The following is a 21,355-nucleotide window of genomic DNA, read 5'->3' on the forward strand; positions in this document are numbered from 1 at the left end:
GATCGCTTATTCCTCGTTCTTGTAGATGCGAACGAGCTTTTCGAGCATCGCCAGCGCTTCGCCGCGCTCGCGCTGGAAGGTGTTGCGGCCGATGATCGAGCCATTGCCGCCACCGTCGCGAATATCGCGCGCATCCTGGTAGACCGCATCGGCGCCCTTCGCCGCGCCGCCCGAGAAGACGACGATGCGGCGGCCGGCGAAGCTCGACTGAACGACATGGGCCACGCGATCCGACTGTTTCGACCAGTCGGTGCCCTCGTACATCGGCTTGGCTTCCTTCTGCTCGATATTATCGCTCGGCAGCTTCACCTTGATGATATGCGCACCGAGCAATGCCGCCATGTGCGCGGCATAGGCACCGACATCGAGCGCGAGTTCGCCCGACTTGGGCAGCGCGCCGCCGCGCGGATAGGACCAGATGACGGTCGCAATGCCGACCGACTTCGCCTCGGCGGAGAGCTCGCGGATCTGGCCGATCATCTCGAACAGATCGTCCGAGCCGGGATAGATGGTGAAGCCGATCGCCGAGCAGCCGAGCCGCACAGCGTCCTCGACACTGCCGGTGATCGCCTGATTCGCGCCGGTCGCCCAGCTGTTCGAACTGTTGACCTTGAGAATGGTCGGAATCTGTCCGGCGAAGGTAGCGGCGCCCGCCTCGATCATGCCGAGCGGCGCGGCAAAGGCCGATAGGCCGGCATCGACCGCCAGCTGATAATGGTAATGCGGGTCATAGGCTGCGGGATTGACCGAGAAGCTGCGCGCCGGCCCATGTTCGAAACCCTGGTCGACCGGCAGGATGATCAGTTTGCCGGTACCGCCAAGCTTGCCTTGCATAAGGATGCGCGCGAGATTCGCCTTCACGCCGGCATTGTCGGACTCGTACTTGTCGAGAATGGCCTTCACGATCGGCGTCATCATTGTCCCCTGTGCATGAATAAGGTGTTGCGGCGGCTGTTAGCGGGCGAGCGCGGATCGGGCAACAATGCGCGCATATGGATCGCCACGCTTGACGTGGTCGATGCCGTATCACAGGTTCATGCCGCAGGGGGAGCGGGTAATGAAGACTCGATTGTCGCGATTTTTCAGGATGTTCGCGATAGGCGCGGCAGCCACGCTGCTGCTCGGCGCGTCAAAGCCGCCAAAGGTCGGCGACATGGCGCCGCCCTTTGAGATCACGCTGGTGGACGGGTCGAAAGTCACCGGGGAGCAGTTGCGCGGCAACGTCGTCGTATTGAATTTCTGGGCGACCTGGTGCGCGCCATGCCGGGCCGAATTGCCTTTGCTCGATAGCTACTACAATCTCTAAAAGAAGAATGGGCTCAAGGTCTTCGCGGTGACGACCGAAGGGTCGCTCCCATTGTATCAGCTCAAGAAACTGTTCGCGGTGATGAACATTCCGGCGGCGCGGAAAATCTCCGGGCCTTATGGGCAGATCAAGGCCGTCCCGACCAATTACATCATCGATCGCAGCGGACGCATCCGTTATGCCAAGGCAGCATCGTTCGATCTCGACGATCTGAACGAGAATCTGGTGCCTTTACTCTGGGAGCCCGCTCCCGCGCCATAAGCGGCTTGGCGAACAATGGCGATATTGAAACGGGGAGAGGCTCGGCCTCTCCCCGCTCCGGTCAGTCACGCGGCTTGAGATGCACGAGCCGGTCGAGGACGGCATTGAGCCCCTCGCCCGAGCTGGCGTGCACATCGATCCGGCCGATCTTCTCGGTCACCCGCTCGAGGCTCTCGAGCTCCTTCAGGCGCAGCAGCGTGGGGTTGTCCTCCATCAGCTTCGCCGTGTTGAGCAGCGACCGCGTCGCCGCGGTTTCCTCGCGCCGGCGGATCAGGTTCGCCTGAGCGAGCTTCTCCGCTTCGATCACCTTGTTGATCAGCTCGCGCATCTCGCCGGGAAGGATCACGTCCTTCACGCCGAGTTCGGTCACGACCACGCCGATATCGCCAAGCTCACGCCGGACATGCCCGACGATCTGCGCATCGACCGTTTCGCGGTCGTTGAGCACTTCGTCGAGTGTCCGCCCGCCCACGGCCTCACGGACCGCGAACTGGACGAGCTTGTAAATGTGCGCCTGGTAATCCGGCGTCGCAAGCGCGGCCTTCTCCACGTCCGCCACCTGCACGAAGCTGGTGAGCGTCACGCGGATCGAGATACGGTCGCGCGTCAGGATTTCCTGCGCGGTCACCTCGAGCGGCAGCGGCCGCGTGTCGAGCGTCCGGGCAGTCACCTTGCGGCCGATCTGCCAATAGCCGTAGCGGCCGGGCTTCAGCGTCTCGATGAGCTCGCCATCGAAGAAGACGAGCCCCGCCTGCGCTTCCGCAACGGACACGATCGCGATCGCCGCGACCGTTCCGCCCGTGACCGTATCGGCCTTTTCGAACGCCACCAGCTGCGCCTTGCCCAGCCGCGGCTCGGCGAGCACGTCGAAGGTCTCGACGCGAACGTCATTCAGGACCTTCCACACATGCACCGCCTGGCCCGGCCGCACGATCAGCGATGCGCGTCCATCGAGCCACACCACCGCCGCCTGGCCTTCGCCGGGCCGCACGACCATGAAATACTCGGCCGCCATCGCCGGATGCAGCTTCTCGATGATCGCGGCCCAGGGCGAATTGAACACGCCCTGCGCAGTGACGATCTCGGCGCTGAGCCGGTTATCCCAATCCCAGAACGTATGACGTCCAGGATCGAGCATTTGTAGCAGGCGGCCATCCTTTACGAGGAGGCCGCGCTGGTTCTCGGCAACAATGAATTCCTTGCGGATCATCGCCGTCCTCCTCTTCTGCCGCTAGGCCCAATTGCCGAGCGGGAGGGGGCGGTTAGGCGCGGATCGTTACGCGCGCAAGCACAAAATGCTGCACTGCAACATATAACAAAATGTGCATATCTTGAACCGCTTGCGCCGGGAAAGACCGACCGGGAAAAAGGTCGGCCGGGAGATGTTCTCCGTTATCGCGGCGGTCCGGCGATTAAGGCTGGTCGGTTGGCGGTTAAGCGATTCCACAGCGAACGGGCCGTGGCCCGAGCCTGGAAGAAACGCCGCGTCGCCGTGCGGCCTGCCGGTATCCTCGCCGGCACAAAGCCGGAAACCGGGTGGCGTCAGGGTCTGCGCGTCAGCCGGGGCCTCGGCGCATCTCCGTCAGCCTGAACACCCCACCGGCCTTCCCTATGGAACGCCTTTTCAAGGGCTTGCTTGGAGCGGGATTCGAACCCGCTACACACAGAGTACAAGTCTGTTGCTCTACCAGATGAGCTATCCAAAAAGGGACGGCATTGAGCCGCCATCCTTGCGGGCAGGCAAGTGCTCCTACGAGCGCGATCCAGTCATGGAACACGGCGCCGGCAAAGCCGACCGCGCCCGCGGGGTCTCACGAGCCCCAACGAAATGACCAAATCACGGGCAATCTATGCTGCGATGCAGCAAATGTCCAGTGTCAGCGAGTTAGGGCTGCTACACCGGGCAGTTCCTTGCCTTCCATCCATTCCAGGAAGGCGCCACCGGCGGTCGAGACGAAAGTGAAGTCGTCGCCGACACCCGCCTGATTGAGTGCCGCGACGGTATCGCCGCCGCCGGCCACGGACACCAGCGAACCATCACGGGTCAGTGCAGCCGCCGTCTTGGCCAGCGCGACCGTCGCCATATCGAATGGCGGCGTTTCGAACGCGCCCATCGGGCCGTTCCACACCAGGGTGCGGCAGTTCTTCAGCACGTCGGCCAGCGCTTCGACTGCTGCGGGACCGACATCAAGAATCATCTCGTCCGCCGCGACTTCATGCACATTGACGGTACGCACCGGCGGATTGGCGCGGAATTCCTTCGCCACCACCACGTCATAAGGCAGATGGATGGTGCAGTTCGCCCGCTCCGCCGCGTCGAAAATCTCCTCCGCGGTACCGGTCAGGTCATGTTCGCACAGCGACTTGCCGACATCGACGCCGCGCGCCGCGAGGAACGTATTGGCCATGCCGCCACCAATGATCAGATGATCGACGCGGGCGACGAGATGCTTGAGTACATCGAGCTTGGTCGACACTTTGGCGCCGCCGACCACTGCCGCAACCGGATGCTCGGGATTGCCCAGCGCCTTGTCGAGCGCATCGAGTTCGGTTTCCATCGCGCGACCGGCAAAGGCCGGCAGGACGTGCGCCAGTCCTTCGGTCGAAGCATGCGCGCGGTGCGCGGCGGAAAAGGCGTCGTTGACGTAGAAGTCGCCGAGCTTGGCCATCTCCGCGACCAGAGCGGGGTCGTTCTTCTCTTCGCCGGCATGGAAACGCGTGTTTTCCAGGATCGCGACATCGCCCGCCTGTAGCGTGGCGACCGCTTCCACCGCTTCCGGGCCGGCGCAATCACCAATGAAACGGACCGGCCGACCAAGGACGGTCTCATAGGGCTTGGTCAGCATCGCCAGCGACAATTCCGGGTTACGCTGCCCCTTGGGCCGCCCGAAATGCGCCAGGATCAGGACGATCGCACCCTTGTCCGCGAGCTCGGTCATCGTCGGTAGAGTCGCGCGCAACCGGGTGTCGTCGGTCACCGCACCGTCGGCCATCGGCACGTTCAGATCTTCGCGCACGAGCACCCGCTTGCCCGAAACCTCGCCCATATCGTCGAGTGTTTTGAATGACCTGGTCATGCTTCTTCAATCCTGATCACATCGCCGAGCACGATCGTGCCACCGGCAAGAACACGCGTACATGAGCCACCGCGCCAGTCGGGCAGCAGTGCCGCGAACAATCCCGGTGCCAATGCCTCCATCCGCTCGCACGGATCGGTAAACCGAGTCACTTCGAGCACCACGTCCGCGCCAATGCGCAAGCGGGTGCCGGCGACCTGCGGCAAATCGATACCGTCAACCAGCAGGTTGCAGCGCCGCTCGTACCACGGGATATTGTGCCCGACCTCGGCCATCGCGGCATCCCAGTCGATCCGCTCGATCAGCGTCACCTGACGCTTGCCCGATGCGCCGGGTTTGCGCACCCCGCGATGATCGCCGGTGATGCCGCCGTCAAGCGTCACCACCGCGCGCTCGATCACCTCCATCGGCGCCTTGGCGCGGGTATGGCGGGCAATACCGGCGATCACGCCGACATTGCTACCGACCATGCCCGTACGGCAGGCGCCAACCAAGGTCGCCGTCATCAGATGAACTTGGCCATTGCGCCGGCGGTATCGACCATGCGGTTGGAGAAGCCCCATTCATTATCGTACCAGCTGACCACACGGACGAGCTTGCCGTCGAGCACGGCGGTTTCCAGGCTGTCCACAGTCGACGATGCCGAGGTGTGCATCAGGTCGATCGAAACCAGCGGTTCGTCAGTGTAATCGAGAATACCTTTAAGAACAGCGCTTTCCGAGGCAGTCTTAAGGATCGCGTTGACCTCTTCCTTGGTCGTGTCGCGCGACGGCGTGAAGGTCAGGTCGATCAGCGACACGTCGGGAGTGGGTACGCGGATCGCCGAGCCGTCGAGCTTGCCCTTCAATTCGGGCAGCACTTCGCCGACCGCGCGCGCGGCACCGGTGGTGGTCGGGATCATCGACATTCCGGCAGCACGCGCGCGGCGCAGATCGGGATGGATCTGGTCGAGGATCTTCTGGTCGTTGGTATAGGCATGGATCGTGGTCATCAGGCCGCGCTCGATACCGATCGCGTCATTCAGAACCTTGGCAACCGGCGCCAGGCAGTTGGTCGTGCACGATGCGTTCGAGACGATGTTGTGACCCGCCTCGAGCTTGTCGTTGTTGACGCCGAACACGACCGTCAGGTCGACGCCTTTGGCCGGCGCGGAGATCAGCACTTTCTTGGCGCCCGCATCGAGATGCTTCTGCGCGCTCTCGCGATCGGTGAAGAAACCAGTGCATTCGAGCACGATATCGACGCCCAGTTCCTTGTGCGGCAGATTCGCCGGATCACGCTCGGCGGTGACGCGGATGCGCTTGCCGTCGACTACCAGATCCTGGCCCTCGGCCGAGACCTTGCCGGGATATTTGCCATGCACCGAATCGCGGCTGAACAGCCATGCGTTCGATTTCGCATCAGCCAGATCATTGATCGCGACGAGTTCAAGCCCCGTATCGCCCCGCTCCAGCACCGCACGCGCGACAAGCCGGCCGATACGCCCGAACCCGTTGATCGCAACCTTGACCGTCATCGAATCGTCTCCTTCAAGCTTCCAGTTTCGCAATAATCTGCGGCGCGATCGCGTCAGCGGTCAGGCCGAAATGCTCATATAGGGCTTCGATCGGCGCGGAGGCGCCGAAGCTGTCGATGCCGAAGCGCAGGCCGGCATCGCCGGTATAGCGTTCCCAACCCCAGGTCGCGCCCGCCTCGATCGAGACGCGCAGCGCCCCCGCCGGCAGGATATCGGCGCGATAAGCCTCGGGCTGCGCATCGAAACGCGACGTGCAAGGCATGGAGACGACATCGGCGCCAATACCGTGTTCTTCAAGCCGGTCAGCGACCGAGACCGCCAGTTGCACTTCGGAGCCAGTCGCGATCAGGACGACACGGCGGGCCGCATTGGCTTCGCGCAGGCGGTAAGCGCCCTTCGCGCTGAGCATCTCGCCGCCGGTGCGGACCTGCTGCAGATTCTGCCGCGACAAAGCGAGCAAGCCGGGGCCGGTCTTCTTCTCCAGCGCCAATGCCCAGCATTCCGCCGTCTCGACCGAATCGCACGGGCGATAGACGTCGAGATTGGGGATCGCGCGCAGGCTCATCAGATGCTCGATCGGTTGATGCGTCGGGCCGTCCTCGCCCAGCCCGATCGAATCGTGCGTCATGACATAGACGACCCGGGTCTGCTGGATCGCCGACAGGCGGATCGCGGGGCGCGCATAGTCGCTGAACACCAGGAAAGTGCCGCCATAAGGAATGACGCCACCATGCAGGGCCATGCCGTTCATCGCCGCGCCCATGCCGAATTCGCGGATGCCATAATAGAGATAACGCCCGGCATAATCGTCGCGAGTCAGCGGCCCCTGCGCCTTGGCCTTGGTGTTATTCGACCCGGTCAGGTCGGCCGAACCGCCGATTAGTTCCGGCATCGCCGCCGCCAGACCTTCCAGCGCCAGTTCCGACGCCTTGCGGCTCGCGACCGAGGGCGGCATCTTTTCCCAGTTGGAGAAGGCCGCGGCGACAGCATCGCCTGCCTTGATGTCGCCCGCCATGCGGCGCTCGAATTCACCCCGATGCGAATGACTTGCCAGACGTTCCGTCCATGCCTTGCGAAGCTCTACGCTGCGCTTGCCGGCATCAAGCCAGGTGTCGCGAATGTCCTGCGGGATCTCGAACGGCGCCGACGTCCAGCCGAGCGTCTCGCGCGCTGCGGCCACTTCGGCGGCACCCAGCGCCGCGCCGTGAGTCGCCGACGTGCCCTGCTTGTTGGGCGCGCCCTTGCCGATGATCGTGCGGCACTGGATCAGCGAGGGCCGCGGATCGGCCAGCGCCTCGTCCATCGCGCGCGCGATATCGGCAACGTCATGACCGTCACATGACACGACATGCCATCCGCTCGCACGGTAGCGCGCGGGAATGTCCTCGCTCGACGACAGGCTGACCGCGCCATCGATGGTGATACGGTTGTCGTCCCACAACACGTTGAGCCGGCCCAGCCCGAGATGCCCGGCGAGTCCGACCGCTTCGTGGTTGATGCCTTCCATCAGGCAGCCATCGCCCGAGATCACCCAGGTATTGTGATCGACCAGATCGTCGTCGAACACGGCATTGAGGTGACGCTCGGCCACCGCCATGCCGACCGCCATTGCGAATCCCTGCCCCAACGGCCCGGTCGTCGCCTCGACTCCGGCGAGTTCGAAATTCTCCGGATGACCGGCGCACGGGCTGCCGAGTTTCCGGAAATTACGCATGTCGTCCATCGTCGGCTTTTCATAACCGGTCAGATGGAGCAGCGCGTAGATCAGCATCGAGCCGTGGCCGGCCGACAGGACGAAGCGGTCACGGTCGGGCCAGTGCGGATCGGCCGGATCGAACTTCAGATACCGTGTGAACAGGACCGTCGCGACATCGGCCATACCCATCGGCATGCCGGGATGACCGGAATTGGCGGCCTCCACCGCGTCCATCGCAAGCGCGCGGATTGCGTTCGCGAGATCGGTATCAGAAGCGGCCATCGGTTTCCTCGGGTTGCCGGGGCCCAAATGCGGTTGGCCCAAAAAGCCTTGGTGGGGCAGCCGGCGAGTCGATAATGTGCGCGGTCTTTGCGGTGGCTCGCCCTCTGCGTCAACCGCGCTGGTCCAAATCGATCTTGTCGTCACGCGAAGCCGTGCTATCGCAACAACATGGCCGATGCCCTTTCTTCCGCCACTGACCGCATCGAGGACGCGATCGCCCGGATCGAGGCTGCGACCGCTGCCCGGACTCGGGCAAATAACGCGCTCGTCCGGCGTCATGAGACACTGCGCAGTCGTATGGCCGAGGCGATCGCCGCGCTCGACGACGTGATTGCGCAAGCTGGGGTGATAACGCCGGGCGAGGAAGACTGATGGCCGACGTCACGCTCACCATCGGCGACCGCCGCCATATCGTCGCCTGCCGCGATGGCGAAGAAGACCAGTTGCTCCGCGTCGGCGCAATGCTCGACGCGCGCTGGACCGCCGCCTCGCGCGCCGCCGGCGGGATGAATGCCGAACGGACGATGTTGTTCATCGCACTGATGCTGGCTGATTCGCTTGACGAGGCCGAACGCCGCGCGCCCGACAAAGCCGGAGAGGCGCTGCTCGAAAAACTGGCCGATCGGCTCGAGGAGCTGGCCGCGGCCCTTGAGAATTAACCTCTCAGTCCCTATAAGTATAAGTGGCGGGCACTGCCCGGTACGAGCCTTACCGATTATCCCTGAGGCGATTATTCTTCCTAGGGGGTTGTCCCTGCGCAGGTCCTGGCCTGTCGTACATGATCCCCACCTGATGCTACTGGCGTCAGAGGATATTCAGGCAAACGGCCACGGTGGTCCCGCCACACCCACCGGCTTTTTCAGATGACGCTCGACAAGCAAGCCCTGCGCGCGGCGACGCGTGCCGCCCGCGATCGCTTCGTGGCGGACACGCGGCCGGTCATGACACCACCGCCCGCCTATCTCGCGCGCCTGTCGCATGGTCTGACCATTGCCTCCTACGTGCCGATGGGCAGCGAAGCCGATCCCAGCCCGCTCGCCCGCGCCGCGGTCGAGGCCGGCTGCATCATCGCCCTCCCCCATATCGTCGATCGCACGAAGCCGATGCGCTTCCTCGCCTGGGATACCGAAGCAGCGTTGATCGCCGGGCCGTTCGGCCTGCACCAGCCGGCCGAGGAAGCGGCCGAGCTCAGCCCCGACATCATCCTGACCCCGCTGGTCGCCTTCGACCACAGCCTCAACCGCCTCGGCCAAGGCGCCGGTTATTATGATCGCGCTTTTCTGCGTTTCCCGGAAAGCTGGCGCGTCGGCATTGCCTGGTCGATACAGCAAGTCGATTCGCTACCCGTGGATCCGTGGGACGTGCCGCTCCACGCCATCGTCACCGAAATAGAATGGGCCGTAAAAGAATGATCGTCCGATGACCCCCAGCTGGCGCAAACCGGTCGGCATGCTCGCGATCCTGGTGCTGATCGCGCTATGGGTGATCGCGGTCGCCAGCGCGTCGGGCTGGGTGGGCAACTGGCACTGGCTGTTGCAGCTCGCCTTCTATCTCGTCACCGGCATCATCTGGCTGTGGATCCTGCCAATGCGGCGTATGCTGCTGTGGATGGAGACCGGGCGCTGGCGGTGACGCAGCGGCATGCAAAGCCTGAAATCTCGATTTTTCGAAGAACACTAAGGCCATTCCACCTGGGGAATGGCGCGAGTGACGGGGCTCGAACCCGCGACCTCCGGCGTGACAGGCCGGCGCTCTAACCAACTGAGCTACACCCGCTTATGAAGCGTGAGGCGCGGCACCTAAGCGAGGTGCCCTACCCTGTCAACGACTGTTTAGACTTCTTTGGTTTTGCCGAAGACGGTACCGGCCCGCTCCCCCTCCCGGCCACCCATTCAGGATATTCTGTGGGTGGCCGGGAGGGGGAGTGTTGCCTGCCGCCGGGTCGATCATGCCCCCGGTATGATCTGCAGGATGCCGGGGGCATCCTGCACCCGACGGCATCCAACACTGGCCGGTACCGTCTTTCCAAATTCAGGCTCTTAGACTTCCGGCAAATCATCGCGCCCGCGCCGCTTGCGCTGCTGCGTCAGCGTGCCGTGTTCAAACAGGAAACCGGCGATATCTGGCTTGCCCGCCGCACCGATCACGGTTTGCAGGATGATCAGCAACGGCACCGCGAGCAACGCGCCCGTCGTCCCCCATACCCAGCCCCAGAAGCTGAGCGAGATGAGAATCAGGATCGGATTGATGGTCAGACGGTGCCCGACGATGAACGGCGTGATGGCGTTGGCTTCGATCAGATGCGCGCCGATCATGATCACCGCGGGCAGCACCGCGACCCACACGTCCTGGAAAGTCATCAATCCGCCGAGCAGCAACAGCATCGCCGCGATGATCGGTCCGAAATAAGGGATGTAGTTGAGCAAGGCGACGATGCCGCCCCACATCAACGGATAAGGCATGTCGATCAGCCACAGCGCAAGGGCGATGACCAGGCCGAGCGACAGGTTGATGATGGTGATCGTGCCGAGATAAGCGGACACGTCATCGACCACGTCCTGGATCACCCGTGCCGTGGCCATGGCGCCGCCGAAGCTCGACCGGCTGGTGATCGTCTTCTTGCGCAACCGGGTCCAGCCGGAGAGAAAGAAATAGACCACCAGGATCGCAAAGAAGACCTGAATGATCAGCGTCGGCGCGGACGTCGCGGCGAGTTCGAGGATCGAATTGGGCGGCGTCGCGGCGACGGTTTGCGGCTGGCGCACCGCCTCGTTCGAGGCGAGTTGGCGCACGGTGCGGTTGATATATTTTTCCAGCGTCGAATAGAGATCGAGAATCGGCTGGATATTCATCTGGATGCGGTTGATCCGCTCGGGCAGCTTGCGAAAGAATTCGGTCGCCGGAACGATGATCGCGGCGAGCGCGATGTTCGCTGCGACGAGGAACAGCAAAACGCAGGTCAACGCCGCCAGGGGTGATGGCACATGATGCCGCTCGAGCCATTCGAGTACCGGGACCAGCGCGATCGCAACGACCAGCGCCGCGGTGGTCGGCAGGAAGAACTCCGCCCCCGCCTTGAGCGCGAAGGGCAAGGCCAGCGCCAAGCCGATGCCGCAGATCAGCGTCAGCGCGGCGAGCAAACGGTCGCGGCGCATCGCGATCCGGGCATCTTCGCCTGCCTCGATCGTGCTGGTCAGCGGCAATCCGAACGCGCCGAACGTCGATGCCGGCGTGACCATTGGCTGTTCGATCGGCCGTTCTTCTCCCGTCGCCTCGTCCGCCACTCTCGTACCTGCCCTTCTGAATTCACCACGACACTAGCCTCATTCCCTCGGCTTGTAATCCCGGCTAGCCTCGTTTGATGCGCGATCTAATCCTGGTCATTGACGAAGGCACGACATCGACCCGTGCCATGCTTTTCAAACCCGACGGAAGTTGCATCGGCAGCAAGGCGACCGAACTCACCCAGCACTATCCCGAACCGGGTCGCGTCGAGCATGACGCCGCCGAAATCTGGCAACGCACCTTCGCCGTCACTGGCGCGATGGTCGAACTGGCTGGCGGTGCGGAGCGAATCTCGGCGATCGGAATCACCAACCAGCGCGAGACGATTGTGTTCTGGGACCGGACGACCGGCGAGCCGCTTGCCCCCGCGATCGTCTGGCAGGACCGGCGCACCGCGGCGATCTGCCGGGACTTGCGCGAGGCCGGACATGAGCCCGCGGTGCAGGCCAAGACCGGATTGCTGCTCGATCCCTATTTCTCGGGCTCGAAGATCGGCTGGGCGATGCAGAACTGGCCGCAGCTGAAAGAAGCCGGAAACCGTCTCGCCATCGGCACGATCGAGAGCTGGCTGATCTGGAAGCTGACCGCCGGGGAAAATGCGGCCGGCGTGCACATCACCGATGCGACCAATGCCAGCCGCACCGCGCTGATGGCGATCGGCAGCGGCCATTGGGATGACGGGCTGATCGAATTGTTCGGCGCCCCGCGCAAGGCACTGCCCGAGATCGTCGATTGCGCGGGGCAGTTCGGCGAGACGACGCTGTTTGGCGCGGCGATCCCGATCTGCGGCATCGCCGGCGACCAGCAGGCCGCGACGATCGGCCAGTCCTGCCTCAAGCCCGGCGAGACCAAGGCGACCTTCGGCACCGGCGCGTTCGTGCTGACTCAGGCGGGACCGACTCCGCCGACGTCGCGCAACCGGCTGCTCTCGACCATCGTCTGGCAATTGGGCGGACGCCGCGCCTATGCGCTGGAGGGGTCGGTGTTCGTCGCCGGCAGCCTGATCAAATGGCTGCGCGACGAGATCGGCCTGATCGGTACCGCCGCCGAGACCGAAGCGCTGGCGCGTAGCGTGCCCGACAATGGCGGCGTCTATCTCGTACCCGCGCTGTCGGGGCTTGGCGCGCCGTGGTGGCAGCCCGAGGCGCGCGGGGCACTGTCAGGGCTCAGCTTCTCGACCAGCAAGGCGCATATCGTGCGTGCCGCGCTCGAGGCGATGGCGCATCAGGCGCACGACCTGAAGACCGCTTTTGCCGCCGACGGCATCGATTGGCAGAGCGTTCGCATCGATGGCGGCATGGTCGCCAATGACTGGATGGCGCAGGATCTTGCCGACATTCTCGGCATCTCGGTGGAACGCCCGAAGTTCGCCGAGACCACTGCGCTCGGCGCGGCCATGCTGGCGGGGGTTGGGTGCGGCCTATTCGATGGGCTCGAGACAGCGAGCGTCATGCGCGGGAGCGTCGAGACGTTCGAGCCGGCGATCGATGCCGACATACGTGCGGCTAGGCTGGCCGGCTGGAAGACCGCGGTCGACAAGGTGGTCGGCTGAGCCGCTAAAGCGACGTCGCCTTGGACGGACGCACCCTCCCCCGTTTGTGCTGAGCTTGTCGAAGCACCGCCCTTCGCTTACGTCCGCGAAGAAAAAACGGCCCTTTGACAAGCTCAGGGCGAACGGGATTTCACGCGGTAAATCCTAGCTGGGACAGGCAGCTTCCGCCGGCTTTACCCAGCGCTGGTCGAGCAGGCTCAGCGCGACACGATATGCCCGGTCCTTGCGACTGCCGATCTCCATCACGTCGGGCGGGACATCGCACTGCGGGAAGACACCCCGATCGCGCTGCATTGGCCGCCAGTTGAGCCGAAACTGCAGTAGCGGGACCGACAGACGCAGACCGGAATTGGGCAGCACGAGATCCCAGCGATAGCCGCAGCACGATCTGCTAGCGGTTATTTACCACAAGTATCTGATATACATAAATTAATCATCCAATACCGAAGGCAGCAGCAGAAGAGAAGATACAACACAACCGGTGTCCCATATCTCCCACCGCCATCCTCGCCGCATGGTGCCGACCACGATTCAACTATGACCGAGGATCGGGCATAGCTCCATCTGCCGGACTTGCACCGGCACGCTCTTTCTCTTTGTCGACAGCAGGATCACAGCAATGCCACCGGCGCAGGTGTCTCATATGAGGCGTAACGCGCCGCGTCTTTGCCTTTCAGCGAAAGCGCACCACGACATTGGACGCGGGCCATTCGCGTGACTTGCGCGTCGGTCCCGCCGATTGCCACGGTTTGCTGCCAAGCGCTCCGATATCGTCATACCGCCCGATCTCGGTGTAGGCATCGATCACGAACGGGATGCCTTCCGCCTTGAGCGGATCAAGGCTGTTCGCGACGTGCAGATGAAGATGCGGGCCGGTCGTGTCGCCGCTGAAGCCCAGCGCGCCGATCGCCTGCCCGCGACGGACACGCTGCCCGACCTTCACCTGGATACTGCCCGGCCGCAGATGCTCATAGAAAGCGTAGCGGCCCTGCCCCAGGTCGAGCGCGACATAATTACCGGCCCCGTCGCCAAGGGCGTGATCGGGATTGCCGGCGATCGATGTGCTTTCCACCATTCCATCGCGTACCGCCGCAACCCGCGCATCGGCACCGGCAAGGACGGGTGCGTCATAGCCGATCGCATCGACCGGACGGTCTGGATCGCCCCGAGTGGTGCGCCCGGCCTCATCGAGACCGACCCAGTCGATCGCGTAACGCCCCGGAATGCGCGCCTTGCCGCCCAGTGTGTAGATTACCCGGCGATGGCCGCGCGGCCAGTCCGGCGATTGCACTGCCGCCCAGAGTCCAGCCGCCAGCGGCGGCGCCAGCGTCACCGGCGCGGACTGGTTCAACGCAACCGCCGGGATTTCGAGGCGCAGCGGGCACGTCTCGCAGGCCGCGATATAATCGACCATATGGCCGATCCGCCGCGGCAATGGTCCGGCCAGTTCGACATATAGCACGGCTCTGGCGCCGGGCTGGATCGTCACCCGCGCCGCGCTCGGATCGTCTTTCGTCCCAGTGAGCGGGATCAGATGCGCCAGCAGCGGTCGGCGGCTGAAGCTCTTGAGGATTTTGCCGGTATCGCCATCGGTGACGAGAATGCCGCGCACCGCCAGCGGCATGGCGGCGAAATTCGTCAGATGAAGCTCGTAGCGAACCGCTCTCCCGCCATCGGTTGCGACGACCTGCGGAAGTTGCGGCACGCTGACGTCGAACGATTCGGACAGAGGCTCGCTTCCGGTCGCCCCCAGCAAGGCCGGAACAACGCAAATCAAGAGCAATCGGGAATATCGCATCGACGCGGTCTAACCGCGTCAGGCCGCCACCCCAACCCTGTCCTCGAACAATATCTTCAGATCCTTTTTCATGATCTTGCCGTTCGCGTTGCGCGGCAACGTCTCATGCACGAAGCGGATCGCGACCGGCGTCTTGAAGACCGCGAGCCGTTCACGCACCCAGGCCTGCAATTCCGCCTCGGTCGCTTCCATGCCCGGCGCGAGATGAACCACCGCCGCCGGTTCCTCGCCCAATGTCCGGTGTGGGATGCCGATCAGCGCGCAATCGGTCACCGCCGGATGCGCGTAAAGGACATTCTCGACCTCGCTCGAATAAATATTCTCGCCGCCGCGAATGATCATGTCCTTGGCGCGGTCGACGATATAGACGAAGCCCTCTTCATCGAGCCTGGCGAGGTCGCCGGTGCGCACCCAGCCGTCGATGAACGTCTCGGCGGTCGCTTGCGGCTTGTTCCAATAACCCTTCACGATCATCGGCCCGCGCGCCCAGAGTTCACCGACTTCGCCGAGCGGCATTTCGGTCGTGCCGTCATCGTCCATGATCTTGAGATCGGCGACCGCGACCGGCGGCCCGGCGCTGGTCGGGCGGTTGAGATAATCCTCGCTCGAATGGCTCGTCACCGTCGCCATCGTCTCGGTCATGCCCCAGCCATTGCCGGGCAGCGCGCCGAATTCCTCATGGATGCGCTTGACCAGTTCGGGCGCCGACGGCGCGCCGCCATAGGCGATCGCCTCGATCGAGGAGAGGTCGTATTTGTGGCGCTCGGGATGCTCGATCAGTTGCCAGGCAATGGTCGGCACGCCCCCGGTGATGTTGACCTTCTCGCGCTCGATGATTTCCATCGCGCGCACCACATCCCATTTGCGCATGAAGATCATGGTCGATCCGGTCGCGACTACCCCCATCAGGCTCGCGCTGCACGCGGTGACATGGAACAGGGGGATCACCGTCAGCATGGTGCGCGGCGTCGGGTCGGGAGGCGTTTCGCCGCGACGCAGCACCGACCGTGCCGAAGCATAGCCGCCCGACAGGATATTGGTCATCAAATTGCGATGCGTGCCAAGCGCGCCCTTGGGATGGCCGGTCGTGCCACTGGTATAGAAAATCGTCGCATCGTCATCGGTGTCGATCGCGACCTGCGGGAACGGCACATCGGGCAGCGCCGCATAATCGGTCGGCGTACCGATCAAATCCTCCAGCCGCGACGCCCTGCCTTCCAGCGGCCCGGACGCGCGCGCGACGACGATCCGCTCCACCGCGGGCAGCGCCGGGCCTGACTCGACCAGCCGCTGATGGCGTTCATCATCGACGAACAACAGGCGCGTGCCCGAATCGTCGATGCCATATTCCAATTCACCGGCGGTCCACCACGCGTTCAGCGGCACGACGATCGCGCCGATCGATGCGGCGGCGAAGAAGATCACCGGCCATTCGGGCAAGTTGCGCATCGCGATCGCGACCCGATCTCCCTTTGCCACACCCATTTCCTGCAGCTTCGTCGCCAGCGTCGCGACGGCGCGGTAATTCGCCTCATAGGTGACGCGCTCGTCCTCATAGACGGTGAAGACATTCTGCCCATAGGCACGCGCCGCCTGGATCAGGAAAGCGAGCGACGGCGGCGCATATTTCCACACTCGGGTTGGCACGCCGCGAATCTCGGCAACGTCCATTTCGAACTTGCTGCCGGCCACGGTCAGCGCGGCCTGCGCCTGCGCCAACGAGATCACGGGCCAGCTGGGGTCGAGCGCGATGAGAGGTTCGATATCCAAGACGCGTCTCTCCATATTCTGAACTTCGGGTTTGGCTTATCTGCCGTTTCAACCAAGGTTAGTGTTGATTCGCGCGCCACTCAAGGCAATAGGGTGCGACCAGTTTCGAACCGGGGGTATGGCCGGAGGGATAAAAGCCAGATGAAGATCGCCAAGCCAGGATCGCACGGTTTAGACGCCACAAGGCTGGCCCATATCGATGGCCTGCTGAAAGAGCGCTATGTCGATTCGGGCAAACTCCCCAATGCCCAGCTGCTGATCGCGCGCGAGGGCGAGATCGTCCATTTCAGCAGCCAGGGTGCGGCGCGCGAAGGCGGCAAGCCGGTCGATGAAAGCTCGCTGTATCGCATCGCGTCGATGACCAAGCCGATCACCTCGATCGCCTTCATGATGCTGGTCGAACAGGGCCTGGTCGCGGTCGATACGCCGGTCCATCACATATTGCCCGAATTCAAGGGCCTGGGCGTCTATAATGGCGGCGGCGCTGGCGTGCCATTTGTGACCAAAGCGACCGCCGAGCCGATGCGCATGGTCGATCTGCTGCGTCATACCTCGGGCCTGACCTATGGTTTCCAGAATCGCTCCAACGTCGATGCCGCCTATCGCGAGGGAAAGATCGAGAATTGGCACGGCAATCTCGATCTCGACGGTTTTATCGGCGCGCTGGGCAAAATCCCGCTCGAATTCTCGCCTGGCGAAGGCTGGAATTATTCGGTGTCGACCGACGTACTCGGCGCGGTGGTCGAGCGCGTCTCTGGCATGAAGCTCGACGATTTCTTCCGCGCGCGCATCTTCGCGCCACTGAAGATGCACGACACCTTCTTCGAGGTCCCGGCGGACAAGATCGACCGGCTGACCGACTGCTATACCTTCGTCGCCGGCAAGGGCCGCGTGATGTATGATCGCGGCAGCGAAAGCGCATGGAGCCGCAAGCCGAAGCTCCTGTCGGGCGGCGGCGGACTGGTCTCGACCGCACTCGATTATCATCGCTTCTGCCGGATGTGCCTGAATGGCGGCGAGCTCGACGGCGCGCGCATCGTCGGGCGCAAGACGCTGGAACTGATGACGCAGAACCATCTGCCCGGCCAATCGGATCTCGCGACCATGTCGCAGTCGCTGTTCAGCGAGGCGGCCAATGCCGGCACCGGCTTTGGGCTTGGCTTTGCGGTCAATATCGACGTCGCGCGCTCGATGATCCCGGGCTCGGTCGGCGAATATTATTGGGGCGGCATGTTCTCGACCGCCTTCTTCATCGACCCGGTCGAGAAGCTGCACATGATCTTCATGACACAGATGAGCCCATCGAACGTCTATCCGATCCGGCGCGAGCTGAAGACGCTGATTTATTCCGCGCTGACATAACCGACCGTCACCCCAGCGCAGGCTGAGGTCTTTGCGGGTGGGCGGGTCGCCCATCTCATGAGATGCCAGCCTTCGCTGGCATGACGAATTTGAAACTGGAGAAAAAATATGACCGGTCCGATCACCACCGAACGCCATGACGACGTCCTTGTCATCATCTCGAACAACCCGCCGGTGAATGCGCTGGGCGCCGCGGTGCGCCAGGGGCTCGACGCAGGGATCAAGGAAGGCCTTGCCGACGACTCGATCAAGGCGATGGTGATCCGCTGCGACGGCCGCACCTTCTTCGCCGGTGCCGACATCACCGAATTCGGCAAGGCGATGCAGGAGCCGGGCTTGCCGACGGTGGTCGATCTGATCGAAGCATCGGACAAGCCGGTGATCGCCGCGATCCACGGCACCGCGCTTGGCGGCGGGTGCGAGGTCACGCTTGGCTGCCACTACCGCATCGCTGTACCCAGCGCGAAGATCGGTACACCCGAAGTGAAGCTCGGGCTGCTCCCCGGTGCCGGTGGCACGCAGCGTATCCCGCGCATCGCCGGCGTGCCGATCGCGCTCGAGCTGACCGCCAAGGGCGACCCGATCTCGGCCAAGCGCGCGCTCGACGCGGGCCTGATCGACCGCATCGCCGGTGAGGACAGCCTCGCCGCCGACGCGATCGCTTTTGCTCGTGAGATCGCTGCGGCCCGTCCCCTGCCCCGCGCCAGCGAGAAGGTCGCCAAGGCCGACCCGGACGCGGTCGCTGCTTTCAAGAAGGAGAATGCCAAGCGTTTCCGCGGCTTCGACGCGCCGGCCGCCAATATCGCCTGTGTCGAAAAGGCTGCTGACGGATCGAGCTTTGCCGAGGGCATCGCGTTCGAGCGCCAGGAATTCATGAAGCTGATGATGGGCGTGCAGAGCGCCGCGCAACGCCATCTGTTCTTCGCCGAGCGTCAGGCCGCCAAGATCGACGGCATCGCGCCTGATATCGCGCTGCGCGAGATCAAGCGCGTCGGCGTGATCGGCGCGGGCACGATGGGCGGCGGCATTTCGATGAACTTCCTGTCCGCCGGTGTTCCGGTGACGATCGTCGAGATGCAGCAGGAAGCGCTCGATCGCGGCACCGGTGTGATCCGCAAGAATTACGAGGCTTCGGCCGCCAAGGGCCGACTCAAGCCCGAACAGGTCGAGCAAGCGATGGGCGCGTTGAAGCCGACGCTGGATTTCGCCGAACTGGCCGAGTGCGACCTGATCATCGAGGCCGTCTACGAGACGATGGAAGTGAAGAAGGAGATCTTCACCAAGCTCGATGCCATCGCCAAGCCCGGCGCGATCCTCGCGTCGAACACCTCCTATCTCAACATCGACGAGATCGCCGCCGTGACCGCGCGCCCGCAAGACATACTCGGCATGCATTTCTTCTCGCCGGCGAACGTCATGAAGCTGCTTGAAGTGGTGCGCGGCGCGAAGACTGCGGACGATGTGTTGGCGACGGTCATGGCGCTGGCCAAGAAGATCAAGAAGGTCGCGGTGGTCGCTGGCGTGTGTCACGGCTTTATCGGCAACCGCATGCTGATGCCGCGCCAGGTCGAGGCCAACAAGCTGCTGATGGAAGGCGCGACGCCGGAACAGATCGACCGCGTTCATGTCGAATTCGGCATGCCGATGGGGCCGTTCCAGATGAGCGATCTCGCCGGTGTCGATATCGGCTGGCATCGTGATCCGACCCGGATCGAGAATATCCGCGACGCGCTCGCCGCCGAAGGCCGCTGGGGCCAGAAGACGGGCAAGGGCTTCTATGATTATGACGAGAAGCGGAACCCGACGCCCAGCCCCCGCGTCACCGAGATCATCGAGGAATTCCGCAGTAAATCGAACCTGCAGAAGCGCGAGATCAGCGATGAGGAGATCATCGAGAAGACGCTCTACACCATGGTCAATGAAGGTGCGCTGATCCTCGAAGAGAAGATGGCGCAGCGCGCGTCGGACATCGATGTGGTGTGGATCTATGGCTATGGCTGGCCGGTCTATCGCGGCGGCCCGATGTTCTGGGCCGACACCGAAGGCCTGAAGAAGATCGTCGCCGGCCTGGAAAAGCATGGCTTCAAGGTCGCCGAATTGCTCAGGTCCAAGGCCGAGAGCAACGGGCGTTTCAGCTGATGGAACGGACCGCGCTCGAAACCGCCGCCGCGATCCGTAGCGGGGAGAGCAGCGCTCTTCTCGAATGCGAAGCCGCGATCGACCGGATCGAGACGCGCGACGGACCGATCAACGCGGTGGTCGTGCGCGATTTCGATCGTGCGCGTGAACAGGCGGCGGAAATGGACCGCCGCCTCGCCGCTGGCGACACCGCGCCGCTGCTCGGCGTGCCGATGACGATCAAGGAGAGCTACGACATCGCCGGCTTGCCGACGACCTGGGGTTTCGAGGCGCATCGCGGCCATATCGCGAAAAAGGACGCGGTCGCGGTGCAACGGCTGAAAGCGGCAGGCGCCGTTTTCCTCGGCAAGACCAATGTACCGGTCAGCCTTGCCGACCTGCAATCGGTCAACCCGATCTATGGCCGGACCAACAACCCGCATAACCATGCGCATGTGCCGGGCGGGTCGTCGGGCGGATCGGCGGCGACGCTCGCCTCGGGCATGGTGCCGCTCGAATATGGCTCCGACATCGGCGGGTCGATCCGGGTGCCGGCGCATTTCTGTGGCGTATGGGGACATAAATCGACCTTTGGCGTCCTGCCGACCGAAGGGCATTTCTTCCCCGGCACTGACGGCGCACGCGTCGTTCTCTCGGTGATCGGGCCGCTGGCACGCGATGGCGCCGATCTGGCACTGGCTTTCGACCTGGTCGCCGACGTGCCGCAGCCGCGCTCGACGATCGAAGGGCCGCGCGGGTTGCGTGTCCTTCTGTTGACCGACCATCCGCTCGCCAAAGTCGATCCGGCGATCATAGCGGCGATCGAAAAGGCCGCGGGCGCTCTCGAAGGGGCCGGCGCGCAGATCACACGCAAGACCGATCTGCTTCCCGACCTGGCGAAGCAGCAGGGCGATTATATGCGCATGCTCGCCATCGCTATGGCGCGCGGCATCGCACCGGCCGGCGGGACCCCCGCGACCCTGGTCCAGTGGTTCGACATGATGGACGATCAGGCGCGCAACACGCGGGCTTGGGTGCGCTTGTTCGAGGATTTCGACGTCGTGTTCGCGCCCGTCCTGGGCAGCGCGGCATTCGCGCATGACGACACCGAGTTGCGCATCCGCACGCTGCTGATCGATGGCGAACAGACATCGTTCGCGGCGCAATTCGCCTGGCCCGGCCTGGCCACCTATCCCGGCCTGCCCGCCACCGCGGTGCCGATCGGAACCACTGCCGATGGCTTGCCCATCGGCATGCAAGTGATCGCCGCTCCGCACCGGGATCATACCGCCATAGCGGTCGCCCGCCTCGTCGATGGCGCGATCGGATGAA

General features: G+C 63.7%; 18 protein-coding genes, 2 tRNA genes and 1 pseudogene. 9 read left to right on the top strand and 12 right to left on the bottom strand.

The window, feature by feature from the left end; all coding sequences use genetic code 11:
* Window positions 1-6: 6 nt before the first annotated feature.
* Window positions 7-915 (bottom strand): class I fructose-bisphosphate aldolase, encoded by a 909-nt coding sequence (locus G4G27_RS10190; protein ID WP_183113219.1) that lies wholly within the window; start codon window positions 913-915, stop codon window positions 7-9.
* 172 nt (window positions 916-1,087) lie between these two features.
* Between G4G27_RS10190 and G4G27_RS10195 the strand changes: the two are divergent.
* A pseudogene (locus G4G27_RS10195) lies at window positions 1,088-1,567 on the top strand (TlpA disulfide reductase family protein).
* 61 nt (window positions 1,568-1,628) lie between these two features.
* On the opposite strand, the gene G4G27_RS10200 reads toward G4G27_RS10195, so the two are convergent.
* The 6 genes from G4G27_RS10200 to tkt form a co-directional block, all read right to left on the bottom strand.
* A complete protein-coding gene (locus G4G27_RS10200; protein ID WP_183113220.1) occupies window positions 1,629-2,777 on the bottom strand; it encodes a slipin family protein in 1,149 nt (382 codons plus the stop codon).
* 423 nt (window positions 2,778-3,200) lie between these two features.
* Window positions 3,201-3,271: transfer RNA gene (locus G4G27_RS10205), tRNA-Thr, on the bottom strand.
* A 173-nt stretch (window positions 3,272-3,444) separates the two neighbouring features.
* Complete coding sequence (locus tag G4G27_RS10210; protein ID WP_183113221.1) at window positions 3,445-4,644, bottom strand: phosphoglycerate kinase; 1,200 nt, start codon at window positions 4,642-4,644, stop codon at window positions 3,445-3,447.
* Window positions 4,641-5,150: an MOSC domain-containing protein gene (locus G4G27_RS10215; protein ID WP_244624634.1), complete on the bottom strand. Its 510-nt coding sequence runs from the start codon at window positions 5,148-5,150 to the stop codon at window positions 4,641-4,643. The genes G4G27_RS10210 and G4G27_RS10215 overlap by 4 nt, the downstream gene beginning before the upstream one ends.
* Window positions 5,150-6,160: a type I glyceraldehyde-3-phosphate dehydrogenase gene (gene gap, locus G4G27_RS10220; RefSeq protein ID WP_183113222.1), complete on the bottom strand. Its 1,011-nt coding sequence runs from the start codon at window positions 6,158-6,160 to the stop codon at window positions 5,150-5,152. The genes G4G27_RS10215 and gap overlap by 1 nt, the downstream gene beginning before the upstream one ends.
* Window positions 6,161-6,173: 13 nt before the next feature.
* A complete protein-coding gene (gene tkt / locus G4G27_RS10225) occupies window positions 6,174-8,138 on the bottom strand; it encodes a transketolase (protein WP_183113223.1) in 1,965 nt (654 codons plus the stop codon).
* A 168-nt stretch (window positions 8,139-8,306) separates the two neighbouring features.
* Here tkt and G4G27_RS10230 point away from each other — a divergent pair, with 168 nt between their 5' ends.
* The 4 genes from G4G27_RS10230 to G4G27_RS10245 all read left to right on the top strand — a co-directional run bounded on the left by G4G27_RS10230 (window position 8,307) and on the right by G4G27_RS10245 (window position 9,770).
* Complete coding sequence (locus tag G4G27_RS10230; protein WP_183113224.1) at window positions 8,307-8,510, top strand: hypothetical protein; 204 nt, start codon at window positions 8,307-8,309, stop codon at window positions 8,508-8,510.
* Window positions 8,510-8,797, top strand: coding sequence for a cell division protein ZapA (locus tag G4G27_RS10235; RefSeq protein WP_183113225.1), 288 nt, complete (start codon window positions 8,510-8,512; stop codon window positions 8,795-8,797). The genes G4G27_RS10230 and G4G27_RS10235 overlap by 1 nt, the downstream gene beginning before the upstream one ends.
* Window positions 8,798-9,001: 204 nt before the next feature.
* On the top strand, window positions 9,002-9,550 hold the full coding sequence (locus tag G4G27_RS10240) for a 5-formyltetrahydrofolate cyclo-ligase (protein ID WP_183113226.1): 549 nt from the start codon (window positions 9,002-9,004) through the stop codon (window positions 9,548-9,550).
* Window positions 9,551-9,557: 7 nt separating this feature from the next.
* Window positions 9,558-9,770: a DUF2842 domain-containing protein gene (locus G4G27_RS10245; protein ID WP_183113227.1), complete on the top strand. Its 213-nt coding sequence runs from the start codon at window positions 9,558-9,560 to the stop codon at window positions 9,768-9,770.
* Window positions 9,771-9,837: 67 nt separating this feature from the next.
* Here the strand turns inward: G4G27_RS10245 and G4G27_RS10250 are convergent.
* Together G4G27_RS10250 and G4G27_RS10255 are read right to left on the bottom strand one after the other, a co-directional pair.
* A tRNA-Asp gene (locus G4G27_RS10250) sits at window positions 9,838-9,914 on the bottom strand.
* A gap of 263 nt (window positions 9,915-10,177) precedes the next feature.
* A complete protein-coding gene (locus G4G27_RS10255; protein WP_183113727.1) occupies window positions 10,178-11,377 on the bottom strand; it encodes an AI-2E family transporter in 1,200 nt (399 codons plus the stop codon).
* 122 nt (window positions 11,378-11,499) lie between these two features.
* Here G4G27_RS10255 and G4G27_RS10260 point away from each other — a divergent pair, with 122 nt between their 5' ends.
* A complete protein-coding gene (locus tag G4G27_RS10260; protein ID WP_183113228.1) occupies window positions 11,500-12,975 on the top strand; it encodes a glycerol kinase in 1,476 nt (491 codons plus the stop codon).
* A gap of 144 nt (window positions 12,976-13,119) precedes the next feature.
* Here G4G27_RS10260 and G4G27_RS10265 read toward each other — a convergent pair whose 3' ends face one another.
* The 3 genes from G4G27_RS10265 to G4G27_RS10275 all read right to left on the bottom strand — a co-directional run bounded on the left by G4G27_RS10265 (window position 13,120) and on the right by G4G27_RS10275 (window position 16,558).
* The gene (locus tag G4G27_RS10265) at window positions 13,120-13,335 is read right to left on the bottom strand and encodes a hypothetical protein (protein ID WP_183113229.1); all 216 of its coding nucleotides are present in this window, start codon (window positions 13,333-13,335) and stop codon (window positions 13,120-13,122) included.
* Between the two features lie 313 nt (window positions 13,336-13,648).
* The gene (locus tag G4G27_RS10270; protein ID WP_183113230.1) at window positions 13,649-14,680 is read right to left on the bottom strand and encodes a M23 family metallopeptidase; all 1,032 of its coding nucleotides are present in this window, start codon (window positions 14,678-14,680) and stop codon (window positions 13,649-13,651) included.
* Window positions 14,681-14,791: 111 nt separating this feature from the next.
* On the bottom strand, window positions 14,792-16,558 hold the full coding sequence (locus G4G27_RS10275) for a class I adenylate-forming enzyme family protein (RefSeq protein WP_183113231.1): 1,767 nt from the start codon (window positions 16,556-16,558) through the stop codon (window positions 14,792-14,794).
* Window positions 16,559-16,684: 126 nt separating this feature from the next.
* Here G4G27_RS10275 and G4G27_RS10280 point away from each other — a divergent pair, with 126 nt between their 5' ends.
* The 3 genes from G4G27_RS10280 to G4G27_RS10290 all read left to right on the top strand — a co-directional run bounded on the left by G4G27_RS10280 (window position 16,685) and on the right by G4G27_RS10290 (window position 21,354).
* Window positions 16,685-17,905: a serine hydrolase domain-containing protein gene (locus G4G27_RS10280; protein WP_183113232.1), complete on the top strand. Its 1,221-nt coding sequence runs from the start codon at window positions 16,685-16,687 to the stop codon at window positions 17,903-17,905.
* A 108-nt stretch (window positions 17,906-18,013) separates the two neighbouring features.
* Window positions 18,014-20,044 (top strand): 3-hydroxyacyl-CoA dehydrogenase NAD-binding domain-containing protein, encoded by a 2,031-nt coding sequence (locus G4G27_RS10285; protein ID WP_183113233.1) that lies wholly within the window; start codon window positions 18,014-18,016, stop codon window positions 20,042-20,044.
* Window positions 20,044-21,354 (top strand): amidase family protein, encoded by a 1,311-nt coding sequence (locus tag G4G27_RS10290; protein WP_183113234.1) that lies wholly within the window; start codon window positions 20,044-20,046, stop codon window positions 21,352-21,354. Before G4G27_RS10285 ends, G4G27_RS10290 begins: the two co-directional genes overlap by 1 nt.
* Window position 21,355: the final 1 nt, after the last annotated feature.

The organism is Sphingomonas sp. So64.6b, assembly GCF_014171475.1.
Taxonomy (GTDB): Bacteria; Pseudomonadota; Alphaproteobacteria; order Sphingomonadales; family Sphingomonadaceae; genus Sphingomonas; species Sphingomonas alpina_A.